General features: G+C 58.1%; 17 protein-coding genes and 1 riboswitch. Of the genes, 9 read left to right on the top strand and 8 right to left on the bottom strand.

The window, feature by feature from the left end; all coding sequences use genetic code 11:
- Nucleotides 1–8 precede the first annotated feature (8 nt).
- Nucleotides 9–111: riboswitch (TPP riboswitch) on the top strand.
- Nucleotides 112–181: 70 nt separating this feature from the next.
- From tenA to ACNY69_RS14555, 4 genes are read left to right on the top strand one after another with little or no spacing between them, the layout of a single operon-like run.
- On the top strand, nt 182–883 hold the full coding sequence (gene tenA / locus ACNY69_RS14570; RefSeq protein ID WP_111139543.1) for a thiaminase II: 702 nt from the start codon (nt 182–184) through the stop codon (nt 881–883).
- A complete protein-coding gene (locus ACNY69_RS14565; RefSeq protein WP_418798968.1) occupies nt 880–1,620 on the top strand; it encodes an ABC transporter ATP-binding protein in 741 nt (246 codons plus the stop codon). Before tenA ends, ACNY69_RS14565 begins: the two co-directional genes overlap by 4 nt.
- Complete coding sequence (locus tag ACNY69_RS14560) at nt 1,617–2,378, top strand: ABC transporter permease (protein ID WP_111139545.1); 762 nt, start codon at nt 1,617–1,619, stop codon at nt 2,376–2,378. The genes ACNY69_RS14565 and ACNY69_RS14560 overlap by 4 nt, the downstream gene beginning before the upstream one ends.
- 23 nt (nt 2,379–2,401) lie before the next feature.
- Complete coding sequence (locus ACNY69_RS14555) at nt 2,402–3,337, top strand: ABC transporter substrate-binding protein (protein WP_418798967.1); 936 nt, start codon at nt 2,402–2,404, stop codon at nt 3,335–3,337.
- A gap of 33 nt (nt 3,338–3,370) precedes the next feature.
- Here the strand turns inward: ACNY69_RS14555 and ACNY69_RS14550 are convergent, their stop codons facing one another.
- Entirely contained in the window at nt 3,371–5,146 is a 1,776-nt protein-coding gene (locus ACNY69_RS14550; RefSeq protein ID WP_111139546.1) for a sensor domain-containing phosphodiesterase, read from the bottom strand.
- A 152-nt stretch (nt 5,147–5,298) separates the two neighbouring features.
- A complete protein-coding gene (locus ACNY69_RS14545) occupies nt 5,299–6,525 on the bottom strand; it encodes an FAD-dependent oxidoreductase (protein ID WP_111139547.1) in 1,227 nt (408 codons plus the stop codon).
- Between the two features lie 514 nt (nt 6,526–7,039).
- On the opposite strand from ACNY69_RS14545, the gene clcA reads away from it, so the two are divergent.
- Nucleotides 7,040–8,428 carry a H(+)/Cl(-) exchange transporter ClcA gene (gene clcA / locus ACNY69_RS14540; protein WP_418798966.1) on the top strand — a complete coding sequence of 463 codons (1,389 nt, stop codon included), beginning with the start codon at nt 7,040–7,042 and terminating at the stop codon, nt 8,426–8,428.
- A gap of 19 nt (nt 8,429–8,447) precedes the next feature.
- On the opposite strand, the gene ACNY69_RS14535 is transcribed toward clcA, so the two are convergent.
- The gene (locus tag ACNY69_RS14535; protein WP_111139549.1) at nt 8,448–8,972 is read right to left on the bottom strand and encodes a phenolic acid decarboxylase; all 525 of its coding nucleotides are present in this window, start codon (nt 8,970–8,972) and stop codon (nt 8,448–8,450) included.
- A gap of 1,021 nt (nt 8,973–9,993) precedes the next feature.
- The gene (locus ACNY69_RS14530) at nt 9,994–10,674 is read right to left on the bottom strand and encodes a type 1 glutamine amidotransferase domain-containing protein (protein WP_293772669.1); all 681 of its coding nucleotides are present in this window, start codon (nt 10,672–10,674) and stop codon (nt 9,994–9,996) included.
- 159 nt (nt 10,675–10,833) lie between these two features.
- Here ACNY69_RS14530 and ACNY69_RS14525 point away from each other — a divergent pair, with 159 nt between their 5' ends.
- The 3 genes from ACNY69_RS14525 to ACNY69_RS14515 all read left to right on the top strand — a co-directional run bounded on the left by ACNY69_RS14525 (nt 10,834) and on the right by ACNY69_RS14515 (nt 13,761).
- Nucleotides 10,834–11,751, top strand: coding sequence for a LysR family transcriptional regulator (locus ACNY69_RS14525; RefSeq protein ID WP_418798965.1), 918 nt, complete (start codon nt 10,834–10,836; stop codon nt 11,749–11,751).
- Between the two features lie 601 nt (nt 11,752–12,352).
- Entirely contained in the window at nt 12,353–13,045 is a 693-nt protein-coding gene (locus tag ACNY69_RS14520; protein ID WP_293772665.1) for a hypothetical protein, read from the top strand.
- A gap of 236 nt (nt 13,046–13,281) precedes the next feature.
- Entirely contained in the window at nt 13,282–13,761 is a 480-nt protein-coding gene (locus ACNY69_RS14515) for an Hcp family type VI secretion system effector (RefSeq protein ID WP_293772663.1), read from the top strand.
- A 250-nt stretch (nt 13,762–14,011) separates the two neighbouring features.
- Here the strand turns inward: ACNY69_RS14515 and ACNY69_RS14510 are convergent, their stop codons facing one another.
- The 4 genes from ACNY69_RS14510 to pdxR form a co-directional block, all read right to left on the bottom strand.
- Nucleotides 14,012–15,214 carry an MFS transporter gene (locus ACNY69_RS14510; protein WP_418798964.1) on the bottom strand — a complete coding sequence of 401 codons (1,203 nt, stop codon included), beginning with the start codon at nt 15,212–15,214 and terminating at the stop codon, nt 14,012–14,014.
- Between the two features lie 165 nt (nt 15,215–15,379).
- On the bottom strand, nt 15,380–16,120 hold the full coding sequence (locus tag ACNY69_RS14505; protein WP_111139556.1) for a nitroreductase family protein: 741 nt from the start codon (nt 16,118–16,120) through the stop codon (nt 15,380–15,382).
- An 82-nt stretch (nt 16,121–16,202) separates the two neighbouring features.
- Nucleotides 16,203–17,549 carry a glycoside hydrolase family 10-like protein gene (locus ACNY69_RS14500; RefSeq protein WP_418798962.1) on the bottom strand — a complete coding sequence of 449 codons (1,347 nt, stop codon included), beginning with the start codon at nt 17,547–17,549 and terminating at the stop codon, nt 16,203–16,205.
- A 113-nt stretch (nt 17,550–17,662) separates the two neighbouring features.
- Nucleotides 17,663–19,153: a MocR-like pyridoxine biosynthesis transcription factor PdxR gene (gene pdxR / locus ACNY69_RS14495; RefSeq protein ID WP_293772656.1), complete on the bottom strand. Its 1,491-nt coding sequence runs from the start codon at nt 19,151–19,153 to the stop codon at nt 17,663–17,665.
- 110 nt (nt 19,154–19,263) lie between these two features.
- Here pdxR and gabT point away from each other — a divergent pair, with 110 nt between their 5' ends.
- A complete protein-coding gene (gabT, locus tag ACNY69_RS14490; protein ID WP_111139558.1) occupies nt 19,264–20,550 on the top strand; it encodes a 4-aminobutyrate--2-oxoglutarate transaminase in 1,287 nt (428 codons plus the stop codon).
- The last annotated feature ends 13 nt before the right edge of the window (nt 20,551–20,563 follow it).

The following is a 20,563-nucleotide window of genomic DNA, read 5'->3' as shown; positions in this document are numbered from 1 at the left end:
GTATAACCACTGTCTCCGAGGGGTGTCCTGTAACGGGCTGAGATGGCGCAAGCCGAACCCTTTGAACCTGATCTGGGTCATGCCAGCGAAGGGACGGGTCGGCAGAATCTACTGCCTCATTGCCTGCATTATCCCCTGTTCCAGACCGTATGCCCGGATCTCCCTGACAACCGGAGATCCTATGTCACATCCGCTTTTCGACACCGGCTTTTATGGCCGTCTGCGCCAGCAGGCGGGGCCGCACTGGCACGCCTATGTCAGGCATGACTTTGTGCAGCAGCTCGGCCAGGGCACGCTGCCCGCCGCCGCCTTCCGCCATTATCTGGTGCAGGACTACCAGTTCCTGCTGCACTTTGCCCGCGCCTGGGGCCTGCTGATCAGCAAGCTTACCGATCCTGAGGCGCTGCGCCATGCAACCGCCTCACTTAACGCCATCATCAGTGAACTGCCGTTACATCAGGCCTACTGTCAGCAATGGGGTATCAGCGAAGCCGCGATGGCAGACGAACCCGAAGCAATGGAGACGCTGAACTACACCCGCTATGTGCTGGATGTCGGCCACACCGGGGATGCGCTGGCACTGCTGACGGCGCTGATGCCGTGCGTTGCCGGGTACGCCGAGATCGGCCTGAGCCTGCTGCACGACCCGGCGACGTGCTTTGAGGGCAACCCCTGTGCGGCGTGGATAGAGAACTATGGCGATGAGACCTATCTGGCGGGCGTCAGCCGCTCACTCTCCCTGTTTGAACGCCTGGCGGACGCATGCGCTGGTGAAGCACGCTTTGACCAGCTGTCGGCGATCTTCACCACGGCGACCCGGCTGGAGTCAGCCTTCTGGCAGATGGGCCTGAACCAGGCGGCCCGCCCGGAGAAAGGTGCATGAAGATGGCGATCCCATCCGGCGCGCCGGGGATTTCGGTACGCCAGCTCAGCCTGGATTTCGGGCAGCAGCCGCTCTTCAGCCAGCTCAATCTGGAGATTGCAGGCGGCAAGATCACCGCGCTGCTCGGTGCCAGCGGCGTCGGCAAAAGCAGCCTGATGCGGGTTATCGCAGGCCTGACTTCGCCCACCGCCGGACAGGTCAGCGGCAGCGACGGCCTGCCGCTGAGCGGCCGCATCGCCTGGATGGGTCAGCAGGATCTGCTCTACCCCTGGCTGACGATAGAACAGAATGTCTGCCTCACCAGCCGCCTGCGCGGGGAAAAGCCCGATCGCGACCGGGCGCAGCATCTGCTGGCGCGGGTCGGGCTGAGCCAGTGCGCCCGCGCACTGCCCGCAACGCTCTCCGGCGGGATGCGGCAGCGTGCGGCGCTGGCACGCACGCTCTACACCCGTCAGCCGATCGTTCTGATGGATGAGCCCTTCTCGGCGCTGGATGCCCTGACCCGCAGCCAGATTCAGACGCTGGCGGCAGACGTGCTCACCGGTCACACCGTGCTGCTGATTACCCATGATGTGGCGGAGGCCTGTCGGCTCGCGCACCATTGTCTGGTTATCGGTCCGGCGGGCGTGGAAGCCTGTGCGCCCCCGGCGGGCGCCCCCCCGCGCGCCGCCGACGACCTCCACGTCATTCAGAGTCAGGCCACGCTGCTGAAACAGCTGAGCAGGGTAGCCGGATGAGATTACAGGCAGGAGTTGACGGCTTTCGCCGTGCCCTGATGCTCGCCGCCGGGCTGATTACGGTGTGGTGGCTGGCCACACTGACCGCCGTTCCAGCCTTTCTGCTGCCCTCGCCCCCATCGGTCGCTGTCGCGCTGTGGCAGAACGCGGGCTATTTAGCCCATCACACGCTGATCACGCTCTCCGAAATCCTCAGCGGCATGGTTGCCGGTGTGCTGCTGGGCGGCGCACTGGCGCTGGGTATGACCTTTTCGCCGGGGCTGCGGCGCTGGATGATGCCGCTGGTAATCAGCAGCCAGGCGATCCCGGTGTTTGCCCTGGCTCCCCTGCTGGTGCTCTGGTTTGGCTTCGGCATGGGGGCCAAAGTCGCAATGGCGATACTGGTGATCTTCTTTCCCGTGACCTCCACTTTTTTCGACGGCCTGCGTCGCGTCCCGCCCGGCTACCTCGATCTGGCCCGCACGATGGGCGCGTCACAGGGGGCGCAGCTGTGGCATGTCCGGCTGCCCGCCGCGTTGCCCGCGCTGGGTTCCGGCCTGCGCATGGCCGCCGCCGTCGCGCCCATCGGCGCCATCATTGGCGAATGGGTCGGTTCCGCGGAAGGGCTGGGATACGTAATGCTGAACGCCAATGCCAGGATGCAGAGTGATCTCTGTTTCGCCGCCCTGTTTATTCTGGTGCTGATGACGCTGGCCCTGTGGCTGATCCTCGATCGTCTGCTGCGCCGCCTGATCGCCTGGGCACCGGAAACGCCTTAATGACCTCACTGATGAGAAACCCCATGACAAAAATGCCTCTGTTTACCCTGCTGTTCAGCGCCTCTCTCGCCGCTCAGGCGCAGACGATGGAAAAACTAACGCTGGTGCTCGACTGGTATATCAATCCCGATCACGCGCCTCTGATGGTGGCCCAGCAGAGCGGGGCCTTTGCCGCTGAGGGGCTGGAGGTGACGATGATCCCGCCCTCCGACCCTGCGCTGCCGCCGCGTCTGGTGGCCGCGAAACAGGCCGACCTGGCCATCACCTATCAGCCGCAGCTGCACTTCTTTGCCGATCAGGGCCTGCCGCTGATGCGGGTCGGCACGCTGGTGAATACGCCTCTGAACACCCTGATGACGCTGGATAAATCCATCCGGCAGCCGGGCGATTTAAAAGGCAAGCGCATCGGCTACTCCGTCAGCGGCATCGAACAGGCGACGCTGGCGACCATGCTGGCGCACAACGGCACTGCCAGCGACCAGGTGAAACTGGTTAACGTCAATTTTCAGCTTACCAGCGCTCTGCTGACCGGCCAGGTGGACGCGGTGATCGGCGGCTATCGCAATATTGAGGCGCTGGAACTGAAGCAGCAGGGAAAAGATCCGGTGGTCTTTAACATCGAGGATTATGGAGTACCGGCCTATGACGAGCTGATCATCGTCGCCAACCGGGATGAGGCGCATGCAGAGAAGATCCGGAAATTCCTGCGCGCGCTGAAGAAGGGGAATGCGGAGCTGCAGGCGCATCCTGAAGCGAGCTGGCAGGCGTTTGCCCGCCTGCATCCGGAACTGAACACACCGCTGAATCACGAGGCCTGGCGCGCCACGCTGCCGCGGTTTGCGGCCGATCCGGCAAAACTGGATCGCGCCCGCTATCAGGCCTATGAGCAGTTTCTGTTTGGGAACAAACTGATTAAAAAAATCACGCCGGTTGAGCGTTACGCCACCGGCAGTGAGTGAGAAACCCGCCCGCAGCCCGCGCTGCGGGCGGATTCAGGCGGGCAACTTCGGCAGAAGCCAGTGCTCAATGTCGCTGGCGGGGAGCGGTTTCGAGAAGAAGTAGCCCTGGATTTGATCGCAGCCGTAGGTTTTCAGCAACGCCAGCGTAGACTCGGACTCGACGCCTTCCGCAAGCACGGTGTAGTTCAGCTCTTTCAGCATCTGAATGATGCATCTGACGATGATTTTTGACGCCTCATCCTCACACATCCGCGAGATCAGCGAGCGATCGATTTTGATCACATCCAGCGGGATATCCTGCAGATAGCTGATATTGCTGTAACCCACGCCGAAATCGTCCAGAGAGATGACGAAGCCGTGCGATTTCAGCGCGGTCAGCCCGTCGATCCCCACATTGCTGCGGGTGATCAGTTCATTCTCCAGACATTCGATGCCCAGAATCGCGTTCGGCAGCTGCACCGCGGCCAGTTTTGCCACCAGCCGATCGGCAAAATCAGGACGGCTGAAGTCGCGTTCGCTGACGTTGATTGACACCGGGATCAGGTTATATTCACGATTCCACTGCGCCAGCTGCGCAACGGTGTGGTCGATGACCCAGTTCGTCAGATCCGAGATCAGGTTGGTTTTCCCCGCTAACGGAATGAATTCAGACGGGAAAAGTTCACCGCGCTCAGGATGGTTCCAGCGGATCAGGGCTTCCAGGCCGACCGTCTTACCGGTTCTGAGGCAGACCTTGGGCTGCCAGGCCAGGTAAAGCTCTTCATCTTTCTTCAGCGCCTGTGCGAGGTCGTTCATGATCATAAAATCATCGTTGCGCCGGGTGTCGTAACTCTCGTCAAACGACATGGCGCTGATCTCTTCATCGATCGCCTCATGCAGCGCACTGACCGCCTGCCGCACCGTCTCGTTGGCATCCATCTGACCCGGCACGAACTCGGTTTCACCGGCGAAAACATCCAGATCCAGGGTGATATTCTCCGCCAGATCGGCCTTCATCCCCCTGAACAGGTCGGGAATGGCGTGGGCGGTGTAGCGGCCCGAATAGGGCTGGATAATGGCAAACCGGCCGGGGGCAAACGTATAGAGCGTTTCGTTGTCCGGCAGATTCAGGCGCTGTGCCGCCTCCTGCGCCATCTGCCTCAGCAGTTTTTCCATTGGCGCAATGCCCACCGCGCGCGAAAGCTCATAGGCACGAATGATATCGAGGCAGTCGATCAGGATCAGGCGAAAGCGGCTGTGCGGCTCGGTAATGGTCAGCTGCTGGATATCGCGGATCAGGCGCGGGCGGTTAGGCAGATGGGTGATAACATCGGCAAAACCGGCGTTGTTCCAGGCATCCAGAAAAGAGGTGACCAGCGTAGCCAGCGAACGCAGCGTGGCCAGCTTTTCATCGCTGAAGGGGTGCGGCTGCGTATCGGTAACGCAGAGCGTGCCCAGCATGGCGCCGTCCAGATTCTGCAGCGAGACACCGGCATAGAAACGGATATGCGGATCGCCTTCAACAAACGGATGCGTCACGAAACGCTCGTCCAGCAGGGTATCCACCACCACCAGATGCCCTTCGCCATCAAGAACGTGACGGCAGAGAGATTCATCACGGGTTGATTGTTTCAGATCGAAGTTGCGGGACGCTTTGATGTATTGATTGTGATCGTCAATAATCGAAATGAAGCTGCCTGAAATCCCCAGCACCTGGCTGGCAAGATGAACAAACCTCTCCAGCACCTTATCGCGGGTTTCGTCCGGGGTGAGAAGGGCTTTAATTGCACTCAGACGTTTTACGTCACTGCCATTTTGCTCGTTATGCACTGAAACCTCTCCTATGCAGGCGCAAAAACCGAAAATAATTTCGCTTAAGATTGCTCAATTAGCGCCCAATTATCAGATAAATAGCGGCTCAATCTGACAGTACTTTCACGGCGAAACAGTGTCGCACGATATCGGATGACTGTCGAAAGCATTTAACGCTGTCGATCAACGTGCGCAACATCCGGCGACTCCATCCTGAACCCCAGTCCAATCAGGCGACCCAGCAGAAAACGCAGAAACGGCAGGCGACGGATGATGCCGGGCACCTTGCTGCCCTGCGTCGCTTTTCGTCTGGCTTTGCTGCGGCTCATTTTAATCTGCAGGAACTGGGTAGCGACGGTCGGAAACTGGCGGCGTTTCTGCACTTTCTCCAGGTCGCGCAGCGACAGCTCGCCCCGTTTCAGGGGCGCGGCCAGCAGATTTGCCGTCGCCACAGCGTCCTGAATAGCCAGATTAACGCCCACCCCGCCAATTGGCGACATCGCATGCGCCGCATCGCCAATGCAGAGCACGCCGGGTCTCGCCCAGCTGTCCAGCCGATCGATGCGTATTGAAAGTAGCTTAAATGCGTCCCAGCTGCTGATTTCTGTCATCCGCGTCGTGTCAAACGGCGACAATGCCGCCACCTCCGCCTTAAAAGCCGCCAGCCCGGCGGCCTGCTTTGCCTCAAACTCCCCTTTGGGAATGGTCAGGCCGCACTGCCAGTACGCGCCGCGATCGATAACGATAAAGTTCTGGCGCGGCCCTTTGTGGCCCATGCCCAGTTCGGGATCCTGCGGCTGCTTGCTCAGGCGGAACCAGATCACATCGCGTGCGGCACCAAACGCCTGTCCTGTCAGCCCGGCGGCTTCACGGACGCGCGAATGACGGCCATCCGCACCGATCACCAGGCTGCAGCGGATATGCAGTTGCTGGTTGCCGCGTTTCGCCGTGAGGCCGCTGACCCGGCCATTCTCCTCGTTGAGCGACTCGAACGCGGTGGATTGCAGCAGCGTGAAGCCGGGATAGCGGGCGCTCTGCTCCGCCATAAAGTTCAGAAAATCCCACTGTGGCATAAAGGCGATAAAGCGACACTGAACCGGCAGGCGGGAGAAGTCCGCCATCGTGACATTCTCGCCTGCGATTTCCGCCTCCAGCTTTTCAGCACGCTGATGCGGCAGCCGCAGAAAAGCCTCCAGCAGTCCGAGCTGATGCATGATCTCCAGCGTCGACGGATGAATGGTGTCTCCGCGAAAATCGTGGAGAAAGTCGGCGTGCTTTTCGATGACCACCACACGCAACCCCGCGCGGGCAAACAGATAGCCCAGCATCAGGCCGGCCGGGCCACCGCCCACGATACAGCAGTCGGCGGTAAGAATTTCAGTGGAATGTGGCTGCATGTCAGCTCCCTTTCGCGCCAGTCGTGCTATGAGTATTGCAGTAACCGCTCGGCTTTGCCGCTGTGGGCGCAGGGTACTCTGCCTAGCAAAGCACGCCCCGCCGCGATCTGCCTGACCCGTCCCGCGGCTGTCGTTAACGTCAGGCGTGTGCGATTGAATCGCCCGACGCTTTCCTGAAGGTTCTCGCGCGGTTAGCCCCGCAGAGAGTGGCCCCTGCGTCAGCCGCTGAGTGCCTGCGAACGTGGTCAGACGAGGCAATCCCGGCCCGCTCTCTTTGCTGACAGCTGTGGCAGCGGTTCCTCGCCAAACGGCAGAATCAGGCCCCGCGCATGGCCGCCGCGCTGGCACTGAAAATCAGCCTGACCCAGCCTACCGCGAACGGATGGCGCAAGTGGTTTGTCCACCACACTGACAGTCACTCTTTTTCCCCGAATGAAATTGATCCTGCCGTTTGTTTTCACCCGGTCTCTCAGTAAACTGGGGCGCTGGTCTGGTTGAACAAGAATGCCTCTTAATGAATGAAGAATCACCGCAGTCGGTTTATGTTCCCCGCTCCATCGCGGCGCGCAGCCGCATGTTTCGCGCGCTGCTCTATCGGGATAAAACGCCGCTGGCCATGCTGTTCTGTGCCGCGCTGGTCGGCACGCTGGTCGGCCTGGCAGGCGTGGCGTTTGCCCGCGCCGTCGAAGCCATCCAGCAGTGGCGGGCCGGGACACTGATCGCCGAACAGTTTCCGGGCTGGACGATCTATGCCGCCGCCTTCGCTATCTCCGCACTGCTGGCGATGGTGGGCTATTTTCTGGTCAGGCGCTTTGCCCCGGAGGCGGGCGGCTCCGGTATTCCTGAAATCGAAGGGGCGCTGGAAGAGCTGCGGCCTGTACGCTGGTGGCGGGTCATTCCGGTGAAGTTCTTCGGCGGCATGGGCACACTGGGAGCCGGGATGGTGCTGGGCCGGGAAGGTCCCACCGTTCAGCTTGGCGGCAACATTGGCCGGATGGTGATCGACCTCATCGGGATGCGCAGTAACGAAGCGCGGCATACCCTGCTGGCAACCGGCGCAGCGGCGGGTCTGGCTGCCGCCTTTAATGCGCCGCTGGCGGGCATCCTGTTTATCATCGAGGAGATGCGCCCGCAGTTTCGCTATAACCTGATCTCGATAAAAGCCGTTTTTACCGGCGTGATTATGGCAAGCATCGTGTTCCGCTGTTTCAACGGTGAACTGGCGGTGATCTCGGTGGGTAAACTGGCGGATGCGCCGGTGCAGACCCTCTGGCTCTATCTGATGCTGGGGATGATTATCGGCATGGTCGGCGTGCTGTTTAATCGCCTGATCTTTCTGACGCAGGATCTGTTTGCCCGCTTTTATGCCGGAAAAACGGCGCGCGTGGTGCTGGCGGGGGCGCTGCTGGGCGGCGGCTGCGGCATCCTGGCGCTGATGTTTGCGCCGGGTGCAGGCGGAGGTTCAGAACTAATCCCCCAGGCGGTTCATGGCGTTTTCCCGCTCACGCTGCTGCTGGTGATTTTCGTGGTCAGGCTGGTCACCACCCTGCTCTGCTTTGGCTCCGGCGCGCCCGGCGGCATTTTCGCGCCGATGCTGGCGCTGGGCACGCTGCTGGGCACCGCCTTTGGCGTGGTCATGACGGACCTGTTCCCCTTTTACCATCTGGAAGCGGGAACCTTTGCGATTGCGGGCATGGGCGCCCTGTTTGCGGCGTCGGTTCGCGCACCGCTGACCGGCATCGTTCTGGTGCTGGAGATGACCGATAATTACCAGCTTATCCTGCCGATGATCATCACCTGTCTGGGTGCTACGCTGCTGGCGCAGTTTATGGGCGGAAAACCGCTCTACTCTTCTATCCTGGCCCGCACGCTGGCCCGCCAGGCCGAAACAATCCGCCCCTAAGGGCGGGTAAACCGCTCAGCTATTTATCATCGAAATAGTCAGCAGGCATCTGTCCCGGTGCCTGATTGATCACCTGATCGTTATCCGGCCCTTCATTCTTCATATAAGTCACTTTCGCAAACTCAGGAATAATCACGTAGGGGTAAGCCGGGCCTTCGTCGCGGAAGCGGTGCATATCCTCAATAAAGTCGTTCTGATAGCAGATGGTTTTCTCCGGATGCTGCCCTTCTCCGGCAATCCACTGCGGGAAGAAAATTGTCCCGTGCAACAGGGTGCGATTCAGGTCAAACAGCAGACTGACACAGGTGCCGGTCGGCTCGTGCCAGTCTACTTTGTAGATCCCTGGCGCAAACTGTACGGCGTGCATCGTCTGATGAGTGACCCAACGGCCGCCCACCAGCCCCTGATGGATCCGGTAGTCGCAGGTGGTTTCGTTTCGCGCGTACCACTCATATTTCCAGCCATTATCATAGGTATAGACAAAATGCGTGCCAACGAACCGTGAGAGATCGCTGGAGATAGCCTCTGGGGAATCTGTAGACATTTTAACCTCGGTAATCTGGCGCCTCAGACGGGCGCACATGGCATAAGAACAAACAGGAGCGTGCATCGTCAGTTATTGACTATGGCGTAACGGAGGCGTTTCGCCACCCCCTCTATCCAGACGGCGGTGATTACTGACCTGAAACAGCGGACAGTCCCGAACAGGCTATCCCGCGCAGGAAAGATGGGAGCTGTCCTGAGACAGAGAGAGAGCCTGCGCGCGGTAAAGGTTGTCGCTGGCGGATTACCGCACCCGAACGCCAGAAAGAGAAAAGCCCTGACTGAGACAGCCAGGGCTTTCAGGTTACTACCGATTTAACATTTACCATTAACTGACTTAATTAAAAGATACAACTCAGGTACTGCTATTAATGAACAGATTCTGCGGATAAAAGCGAACAGGTTTAAAATGTCGCTGTTATTAACGGTTTTAACCACCTGATAGTCTTTTATGAAACGAAGACAGGTCAGGCCCGTATAAATCTGCACACCCCCATCGCGATATATACTCTTTGATGCGTTGCCTTACTTTCATTACGACGTTTAAACCGCAATCGTATCCTGTCGTAAAGTCACGTTCAGAACTACGAGGCCTGACATCATCGCGACGCGATACTGCTTAACTTCGACTCAATTTAACAGGGTTATCAGTAATTAACGAACAGTGTCTGACATGGTTGTTAACAGAAACACCGGTTACAAAAATACAATCGCTCACCGGTACCGTTGACTCAGAACCCTTTCAGTTCTGATTAATCAGGACAGCTATACGCCGCTGACAACTCTTAATCTACGCAGATAAAAAAGGTTGTCAACACTGGTTTTAAAACCATGTTTAAATTTTCAGTTAATTGCGCTTAATAGCGTTTTTAAGACCAGATATGCCCTTTTTTATAACGGATAGCATTAACAAAAAGGCTATTCTATTCGTTCCAGATAGTTCAGCGGGTCACTATTTATTCTGCAATCTGATGCAATAAAAAAAAGGCGCCCGCAGGCGCCCTCTCAGAATGAATCTTTGCTTATTTTGCCAGATTCGACAGCAGTAGTTTCGCGGTTTCCGCTGAGGAGCCGGGGTTCTGTCCGGTGATCAGCAGGCCGTCCTGCACGGTGTAGGATTGCCAGTCATCCCCGCGTGAATAGAGGCCGCCCTTCTCTTTGAGGGCATCTTCCACCAGGAACGGCACCACATCCGTCAGGCCAACGCCCTCTTCTTCGCTATTGGTGAAACCCGTAACCTTCTTGCCTTTGACCAGCGGTGTGCCATCCGCATTTTTAACGTGACGCAGCACGCCAGGCGCATGACAGACCAGCGCAACGGGTTTGCCCGCCTGCAGGGTCTGCTCAATCAGCGAGATGGAGTGCGCGTCGTTCGCCAGATCCCACAGAGGCCCGTGACCGCCCGGATAGAAAACGGCATCGAAAGCGGCCTGATCGACGGTATTCAGCGGCACGGTTGAGGCCAGCGCGGCCTGCGCTTCGCTGTCGGCATGGAAGCGGCGGGTCTCATCCGTCTGAGAATCAGGTTCATCACTTTTCGGATCCAGGGGAGGCTGACCCCCTTTCGGGGATGCCAGCGTAATCTCTGCACCCGCATCCAGAAACGCATAGTAAGGTGCGGCAAGCTCTTCCAGCCAGAAACCGGTCTTCTTACCGGTGTTACCCAACTCATCATGCGAGGTCAAAACCATTAAAATTTTCATTTCCGCTCCATTTCACAGTCAGTGGTTGAGGTTCAGGAATTGTCAGAATCGGCGTTTGCATCGCCCCCTTCTGCGTTGACCCATTAACTATGGCGGGCTCCCGACTATTTATGTAATTTATTTCTTCAATTTCAGCTATTCACAAAGCATTATAGCTCAATGAAATATGACCTGAATTTACTGCCCGTACTGCTGGTGATGATGGAAGAGCGCAACGTCACCCGCGCCGCCGAGCGGCTGGGTATTACGCAGCCCGCGCTCTCCAATGCGCTCAACCGGCTTCGCGATACCCTCAACGATCCGCTATTTATCCGTGAACGTTACGGGATGCGGCCGACGCCAAAAGCAGAGCAGCTGGCGCAGGTGGTGAGTGTTGCGCTCTCCTCTATCGATAATGTCATTCTTGGTCAGCAGGACTTTGATCCGCTTCAGGCAACCCGCCTCTTTACACTCGCGCCGAACAGCTACGTCGAGTTCATTATGATGCCCGCGATTGTGGCACGCCTGCGGGTCTGTGCGCCCGGCATTCGCCTGCGCCTGACGCCGTTTGGTAATGACGTCACCGAAACCGGCGTGATTTCCGGTAATACCGATATGGTACTGGGGCGTATCGTTGATCCTCCCGACAATCTGGTGGTCCAGCACCTGATGAATGAGGGGCTGGCCTGCGTCGTCCGCGCTGACCATCCGCTGGTGGGCGACACCCTCAGCGCCGATCTCTATGAGCAGCTCAGGCACGTCAACGTCTTGCCGCCCGGCCGTATGCGTGCCGGTCTGTATCAGGCGCTGGAACAGCGTGGCCTGCGTCGTCAGGTTGCCGTCTCGGTCACTCACTTTCTGGCTGTGCCTGAAATGATCGCCGTAACGGACTACTGTGCCACCCTGCCGCGCCTTATCTGCCAGCATCTGTCGAGAGACACGCGTCTCCGGATTGTGCCCGCGCCGGTCGACCTTGGTACTTTCCCGGTGGAGATGGGCTGGCATGCGCGCTATCGCGACGATCCGGCCCATCGCTGGTTCCGTTCGCTGATGGTGGAAACGGCGCAGGCACTCGCCGATCCGCTGATAAACAGGTGATCGGACGCCGTTATGTGCCGCAAGAAAAATGGGTCTTAGGGTTAAGCGCTGCATCCTCAAAGCATAAAGGCGTGGCGGTCTGGACATCAGGAATGTGGCGATGAGCAGGCGGAACCTGTTTACTGCCACACTTAATTACTGGCCTCTGCCTCGGGTTGCAAATAATTCTTTAAGTCTGGTCAGGTTGATACGAATGGGTAAGAAAAGTCACGCGTTCATTTTTTCTGTACTCTTCTGGCGAACCAGCGCATTAAGGTATAGCGGGAAGAGAATGGATTATCACCCCGATTAACCTTTAATCGCTGGCAACATAATGAACCGTCTGATTAATGCTGCTTTGACAGCGAAATTTCTTTATGGGTAATTTTCAGAAAGTGACACCTGCATATTCACTCACCGCCCTCCTTACGTTATCCCCCCCTACGCACGACGAAAATGGCATATCAGTGCAGCCTTTTCACGAGTCAGATCACACAATTTACTCAGACCTGCCTGAGTAAATTGATCACGCGCATCTCAGACACGCCATGCGTATTTACATAAAACCAAATTATCTTTAGGTTGAATAACGCAGAAATGAGATAACCAAAAGGACGTGGTTGTGCAACACAACAATCAAATAATAAGCTATTTACAGGCAAATGACATCCTGGCAAATAAACTTGACCATGCCTTTCATGGGGTAAGCAATGCCGTCTTGCATCAGATAGAAACGGTTGGAGCAGGCCTGCAGCGCGCCCTCTTTTACACATCATGTTTCACGACAGAATATCAGACGGTCTGCCAGCAGCAGAGAAGTGAAGATATCCGATTCATGAAGGCTGCTCTTAAGTTAGTTCATCATGGTCATGTCGTGAGCACTCTGCTCAGCCTCTATTTTGATGAGATATTCAGACACAGAACCGCCAGCCAGCTGGCGTGGATTAAACGATCGTTAATGGCACTCAATATTCATATAGCCGCCAGCCATTTAACGCAGCATGGCTTTGCTTTAGCAGTGACGGCAACTATAGCGGCTGGCGTAAACGCAAGTCTTAACATGAGCGTGCTGGCTGGCCGCAGGGCCGGGAACGTTTTCGCGGTTGCCGGAATATATGGAACCATTCAGAACGCCGCAGAGTGCGCTGACCGGTTACATTATACACTGCCAGCCTATTATAACGCTCTGTATGCAGCTGAACTGGAGATGATGTACTTTCTCATTGCCCCCCTGTTTGAGCGGTCCGGGGCAATCAGAAATGCATGGCCATCTGATGAGGAAATAACAGATATCATCACTAAGATGATTCGGTAAGTGGATGATGAAAAACATACTGAAAAGAGTATTCAGGCGAATAGTTAAATCGATGGCTGAGGTATATGGCCCGCCGGTTATTTGCTTTGCTTTTGCGATGATTTTTATCAGCATCTTTCCCGACGGACCTTACTGGCCTATCCCCGTTTTTATCATTCTGGTAATAATCTATTTCCCGCGGATCGTTAAATGGTAAGGACGATTTTGCCGCCACCCTGAATTTATAAGGAAATAAGATGTCCACACCCGCTCACTTATGGCTCGAAGATGAAAAGGGCTCACCCATCATAGGCAGTTGCCAGATGCCGCTCCGGCTCGGCTCCATCGAATTAAAATCATTCTCACACCATGTCACGATACCAGTCGATCCGTCATGGGGGAAATTAACGGGAACGCGCGTTCACAGTCCCGTCACCATCGTGAAGGAGTTTGACAGGACAACGCCCATTCTTTATCGCGGTGTCTGTGAAGGCCGGACGTTTAAAAAAGGCGTCATTAAAATGTACCGCATTACTGAGTCAGGCACGGAGGCCGAGTATTTTAACATCCTGCTTGAGAATATAAAAATAACCACCGTCTCGCCTTATCTCGCCCCCAATGGGCTGAGCAGCACGCACCTTGAGACACTGGAATTACGCTATCAGGCTATCACCTGGAAATATGTTGATGGCAACATACTTTACCGTGACTCGTGGAATGAACTGGCAAGGTGTTAACAATCAGGTGCAAACCTGGCAGCATAAGCCAGTGCGCGGGCGGTCACTGTGCTCACCTGCCTGCCAGCAGTGAACGTGTCGACGTCAGGATTCCGGGTCGCCCGTTGCTGGTCTGCCAAGTCTTTTTAATTGCCCGGAAGATTTTTGATGATCCGCTGCTTTACCCAGGCGCATGCCATCAATTCATGACTTCTTCTCCGGCGGCACCCGTAAAAAAGGCTGCCCTTAAGGCAGCCTTTTCTCTGCAGACTCAGGCGAGCCGGGCAGTGGGAGAATGGCCGGTGCGCCACCACAGAATCAGCGCGGCCAGAGCGATGACGCCGAGGACTGCAAAAGCGGTGCTGTAGGAGTAGCGCGCAGCGATCATCCCGGTCATCGCGGGGCTCAACGCCGCGCCTGCGCCCTGCATCAGCATAATGACACTCTGGCCGGCGTTGACGTGCCCCGTTCCGCGCAGCAGGGAGACGATATAACCCGGCACCGCCACGCCGAGGATCCCGGCCGCAACGCCATCCAATACCTGAACGGGAATCACAAAGATCGGCCCGGCAAAACTCGCCGCGATAACGGCGCGCAGCGGCAGAATCATCAGGGCAATCAGGATGAACAGGCGAAAACCGTGCGATTCAACCCGCTTAGAAACCCACAGCGCGACCGGGATCATGACCAGCTGCGAGATCACCACCGTGGCCGCCGCATAGAGACCAGGACTGACCGCCGCCTGCCCTCCCGCTGAGGCGACGCGCATGCTCAGCATCGGCAGCAGCGCGGCATTGGCCAGATGGAACAGCAGGAGCGTCAATCCAGCGACCAGCAGCGCCGGTTTGCGCATCAGCACGCCCAGGCTCAGCGCGGGCTGGCGTTCCTCATGCTGTTCATAGCCACGCGCGACCTCGTTATCGATCTCATCCCCGCGTATCGCCAGCGTGGCGAAGGCGGCGAAGATCGCCATGGCCGTCATCAGAATGAACACGGCCCCCATTCCCCAGTACCAGGCAGAGAACCCGGCCAGTAAGGCCGCAATGGTGTTACCGCCATGATTGAAGGCTTCGTTGCGGCCCATCTGCTGGTTAAAGCCGCGCTGACCGGTCAGCCCCAGCGTGATCCCTGCCACGGTCGGGCCGATAAAGGCCGCCGCAATGCCCGCGACGATCTGCGACATCATCGCCGTCCAGGTCTGATTGCTGTACCACAGCAGCAGCGTTGCCACGGTAATGACCAGGCAGCCCACCAGCACGATCATCTTTTTATGGCGGGTGGCGTCGGCGGCGATCCCGGCCGGAAGCGTGGCGAGAAGGCCGGCGATGCCGCCACAGGTCATCACCAGACCGATCTCGTCAGGACGCCAGTGTCGCTCCGTCAGAAAAATGCCCAGAAATGGCCCCAGACCGTCGCGGACGTCGGCCAGAAAAAAGCTCATCAGACAGAGCGCGAAGAGTGAACGCTGAGACATAGTGTTTCCCTGGAAGGTAAGTGTTAAAGACTGTTGCGCTTCGGTTAAAAGGGAAATTATGTGTTACAACGAGGAAAGTCACATTTCGTTATAGTAACAAAATGAAAAAGGCCATCCGGCACGCTGTCCGGATGGCCCTTCAGGGATGAATCCCTGGCGTCGGGATTACTTATCGGTGCCGAAACCCTGCTTCAGCAGTGCAGGCAGAACATCCGGGAAGTAGATGTGCTTGTAGTAGCCGCTGACGCTGTCGCTCCAGCTTTCACCGTCGCTGCGACCGATGTTTTTCCAGTGCTGAACCATCTCTTCGTTATAGGCAGCGATCTGCTGTTCCAGGCCCTGCGTCCGGTAGGTCTCATCATGGCGGAAGGTCGCCAGCGGTAAGCGCGGTTTCTGATGCGCCGGCTCATCCACATGTCCGATCACCACACCTGCGACCGGGAAGGTCAGCGGCGGCAGCTCCAGCAGTGAAATCATCGCCTGCGGGTCGCGGCGGATCCCGCCAATCGGTACGATGCCCAGACCCTCTGCCCGCGCGGCCGCCATGACCGATCCCAGCGCGATACCGATGTCTGTTGCGCCCGATACGATGCTCTCGATGCTCTGATGAGCGATCTGCTGCTGGTCAACCGCCTCGATCGCGACCGCCGATTTGTGCATATCCAGCACGAAGGTAATGAAGATCGGGGCTTTGGCGATCCACGGCTGGCCACCCGCAATGGCGGCGATCTCGGCACGGCGTCCGGCATCACGGGTGATGACGACCGAAACCTGCTGCGAGTTTACGGATGTTGGCGCGCGGTAAGCGGTGCTGATAATCCGATCCAGCACAGCCTCGTCGACCGGCTGATCGGTAAAACTGCGTTCACTTTTATGACTTGTAAAAATATCAATCAGATCGCTCATTGTTCCTCCCATTTAAAGCGCAAGAATAGCAGTAAGTCACCGTGAAAAACTTAACCGCACTGGTCATGCGGGTGTGCCATATTCAGTTACCCCAGCGACTTTTCAGATAGTCCACTGCCTGCTGCGTCTGTGGCTGATTCAGATAGTTCTCTCTGAACAGGATCGTGCCGCTGATATTGGGATTCGATTCGTTGAGATCGAGCTGCTTTTTCAGTTCCGGCACCCCGCCCTGACGCGTCCAGTCGGGCTCCATCTTCGAAGGCTCCCCCACTTTATAGAGGGCCAGGCCGATATAGAGTCGGGTGTGGGTCGGTTTCACCACCTCTGCCCACCAGTTCGCCAGCACGTCGTAACGGGCGGCCTGACGGGAAAAAGGCCAGTAAAGCTGAGGCGCGATGTAATCCAGCAGGCCCTGCTGCACCCAGCGGCGGGTATCTGCAAAGGCTTCATCGTAGGCCGCCGCCCCGCGCGTGTCGGATCCGGCAGGGTCGTGTGACAGATTGCGCCAGACGCCCGCCGGGCTGACGCCAAATTCCACGCCCGGCTTCAGCTGCCGGACGGTGCGTGAAACCTGCTCGATCAGCTGCTGAGTGTTGTTGCGCCGCCAGTCCGCTTTGCTGGCAAACCCCTGACCGTAGCGGGCAAACGTCGTGTTATCGTTGAGCAGCGAACCGGCAGATTCCGCATAGAAGTAGTCATCGAACTGCACACCGTCGACGGGATAACGGGCGACCACCTCCGCCACGATGCTGGTGATCCAGTCGCGTACCTCGGGAATGCCGGGGTCGAGCACGTAGCGGTCGCCTGCGGTACGGATCCAGTCCCGGTGCAGGACAAAAACGCTGGCTGGATGCAGCGACAGCGTGCGGTTGAGTTCGCTGACGGTTGAGGGTTTGGTGTTAACCGAGACCCGGTAAGGGTTGAACCAGGCGTGAACTTTGATGCCGCGTTTGTGCGCCTCGTCCAGCATAAACTGCAACGGATCATATCCCGGGTCCTGACCAATCTGTCCGGTCAGCATATCGGACCAGGGCAGAATTTTTGAGGGCCAGAGCGCGGTGGCATCCGGCTTTACCTGGAAGAATACGGTGTTAATTCCCAGGCTTTTCAGCTTATCCAGCTTCTCAATCAGCGACTGCTGCTGCAGGCGGATACGCTGAGCCGGAGAGGTGCCGTTGACCGAGGCGACGGGTGGCCAGTCAAGCCGCGACACCGTCGCCAGCCAGACCCCCCGCATCGGTTCCTGAGCATGTGGCTGAACGGACTGACCCGGCGCAGGCAGGGGCTGTTTGCTGACGGGGGGAAACGGGGTGACCAGCGAGCGCGGCGGCTCAGATGCGCAACTCGCCAGCAACAGCGCCGCAGCCAGCACGGCGCTTCGCTTCACGGCGGTTCTGGCCGCTGCAGAAAAGGGATTAGGGGCGATCATAGACTCCAGTATTCTCTGGTCGGCACGCAAAGAGGGCTATTCTCGGTGACTCTGATTAAATGTCAATGCGTTAGCTCAAGGATGGCCCCGAAACCGCCCCGGCTGAAACGCCGTTACCCCTGCGGCGTGAATGAGATCCCGGCCGACGCCAGGCAGGCTTTCAGCGTGCCGAAGGCATCCTGACACTGGCGCTCATTGACGCAGGCGTACCCCAGCAGCAGCCCGCGCGTCTCCTGAGGATGCATATAATATTGCGAAAGTGGCCGCACTTTGACCCCGCGTTTCAGCGCCTCGGCGGCGATAGCCACATCGTCACTGCCCGGCGGCAGCGGCATCACCAGATGCAGCCCTGCCTCATGATTAAAGGTGGGCAGAAACGCGGGTCCCAGGTAGCGCTCAATCAGCCTGCAGAGGAACTGTCGCCGCTGGCGATAGAGCAGCCGCATCCTTCGGATATGCTCCATGTAATGGCCCAGACGGATAAACTCCGCCAGCGCCCGCTGGATCAGCAGATGTCCACCGCGATAGAGTTCTGCGGCGGCGAGTCGCAGCGGCTGGGCCAGCGATTTAGGCACCACCAGATAGCCAATCCGCAGCGCGGGATAGAGCGTTTTACTGAAGGTGCCCATGTAAATCACCGGCGCATCCGCTTCCAGCCCCTGCAGCGAGGGGTGCGGTTGCCCGGAAAAACGAAATTCACTGTCATAATCATCCTCAACAATCCAGCTCTGATGACGACGCGCCAGGGCGATCAACGCCTGGCGGCGGGCCAGGCTCAGATGCACGCCCAGCGGATACTGGTGCGAGGGCGTGACGAAGACCATTTTCGGTGCCGGGCCGCTGTCCGGCACCAGCCCCTGCTCATCGACCGGCATAGCCCGAATCTTCAGGCCATTCATACGCAGCAGGTTACGGGTGCCCCAGTAGCCCGGCTCCTCCATCCAGACCCGATCGCCAGGGTCACAGAGCACCCGCGTAACCAGATCAACGGCCTGGTGAACGCCTTCGGTGATCAGGATCTGGTCCGCATCGGCCCGCACCGAACGGGCGACCCGCAGGTAATCGACCAGCGCATGCCGCAGATCGGGACAGCCTCCGCCGCTGCTGTAGACCAGCCGATGCACGTCAGGCTCACGATTTAACCGCGCCTGAATCTGACTAAAGAGTTTATGAGGAAATTCGGTCACGTCCGGCGCACCGGGCACAAACGCCCCCCACTGCCAGGGGGAGGCGTTGGCATGACCGAGCAGCGAGGCGCCGCGTTTCGACAGCGTGGCCGGACGCTGTGCTCTGACCGCCTGCAGGTCGGCCACCGCCTCACTCTGCAAAGAGGTTTCCGGCAGCGTCTCGGCGATCCAGGTGCCACTGCCGGTGCGCGCGGTGACATACCCCTGCGCCATCAGACTTTCATAGACGTGCATCACCGTGTTTCGCGACACGCCCAGTTCGCGTGCCAGATCGCGCGTTGCCGGCAAACGGCTCCCGCGCGGAAAGACCTCTTCCGCGATCGCGGCCTGCATACAGTTCAGCAGCCGCTGATGCAGTGAGCCTGTTCTTAAAAACTGTAACCGTGCTAATAGATGATCTGCGTACAAGAGTCGCAATTGGCTCCACCTTTCCTCTGACAATTGGCTCTGGCAACTCACCTCGCCTCAGGCATAAATAAACGTGTTTGTCGGGAATTGTAAATACGCAACTCAACGAGGTGGATGAAATGAGCGAAAAAAATAACCTGATGCAGCAGCGCAAAGCACAGGCTCTCCCTAAAGGCATCGGTACGCTGTGCGACTGGTACGTTGCCCGGGCAGAAAACGCCACCTTATGGGATCAGGCAGGGAACAGCTGGATCGACTTCGCGGGAGGCATTGCCGTGCTGAACACCGGCCATCGCCATCCACGCATTGAACAGGCTATTGCGGATCAGTTAACAAAGTTTACCCATACCGCCTTCCAGATTACGCCTTATGAAAGCTACATCGCACTGGCCGAGCGGATTAACCAGCGTGTGCCCATCGCCGGTGCGGCGAAAACAGCTTTCTTCACTACCGGTGCGGAAGCAGTTGAGAACGCCGTTAAAGTAGCGCGGGCCTATACCCGCCGTCACGGCATCATCACCTTCGGAAATGCGTTTCACGGTCGTACCTTTATGACCATGGCGATGACCGGCAAAGTGGCCCCTTATAAACGCGACTTCGGTCCGATGCCGCCTTCTGTCTTCCATGCGCGTTATCCGAGTGCGGTTCAGGGGATCAGCATCGAAGCGGCACTGACCAGCCTCGATGAAATTTTCACCCAGGATATCGCCCCGCATGATGTGGCGGCGATTGTGCTGGAGCCGGTTCAGGGCGAAGGCGGTTTCCATGCTGCACCGGTGGAGTTCATGGTGCAGCTGCGTGAGCTGGCTGACCGGCACGGCATCCTGCTGATTGCGGATGAAGTGCAGAGCGGCTTTGCCCGTACCGGTAAGCTGTTCGCGATGGAACACTATCCGGTGAAGGCCGATATCATCACTATGGCGAAAAGCCTGGCCGGCGGGATGCCGCTCTCCGCCATCGCCGGACGTGCAGAGGTGATGGACGCCCCTGCGCCGGGTGGTCTGGGTGGCACCTACGCCGGTAACCCGCTGGCCATTGCCTCCGCCCATGCGGTGCTGGATGTGATCGAAGAGGAGCAGCTCTGTCAGCGTGCTGTGGATCTTGGCGCCCGGCTGGAAGCGGAGTTGCAGGCGCAGCAGCGCAGACACCCGGACATTGCCGAAGTGCGTGCACTGGGATCGATGGTGGCGATGGAGTTCTATCAGGCCAGCACCGCCCAGGCGGTTCAGAAAATGGCGATGGAACAGGGCCTGCTGCTGCTGACCTGCGGCGCTAAAGGTAACGTCATCCGTTTCCTCTATCCGCTGACCATCCCGGATGCCCAGTTCAGCCAGGCGCTGACCATTCTCTCTTCAGTGATCAATCACTGTGTTGCCTCAGCCGGACATCCCGTCGTCCCGGCCTGATTCCACTGTGCGT

Source organism: Pantoea graminicola (genome assembly GCF_048452665.1).
Lineage (GTDB): Bacteria > Pseudomonadota > Gammaproteobacteria > Enterobacterales > Enterobacteriaceae > Pantoea.
Note: the sequence above shows the minus strand (reverse complement) of the source record. Positions and strands in the feature narration are given on the sequence as shown.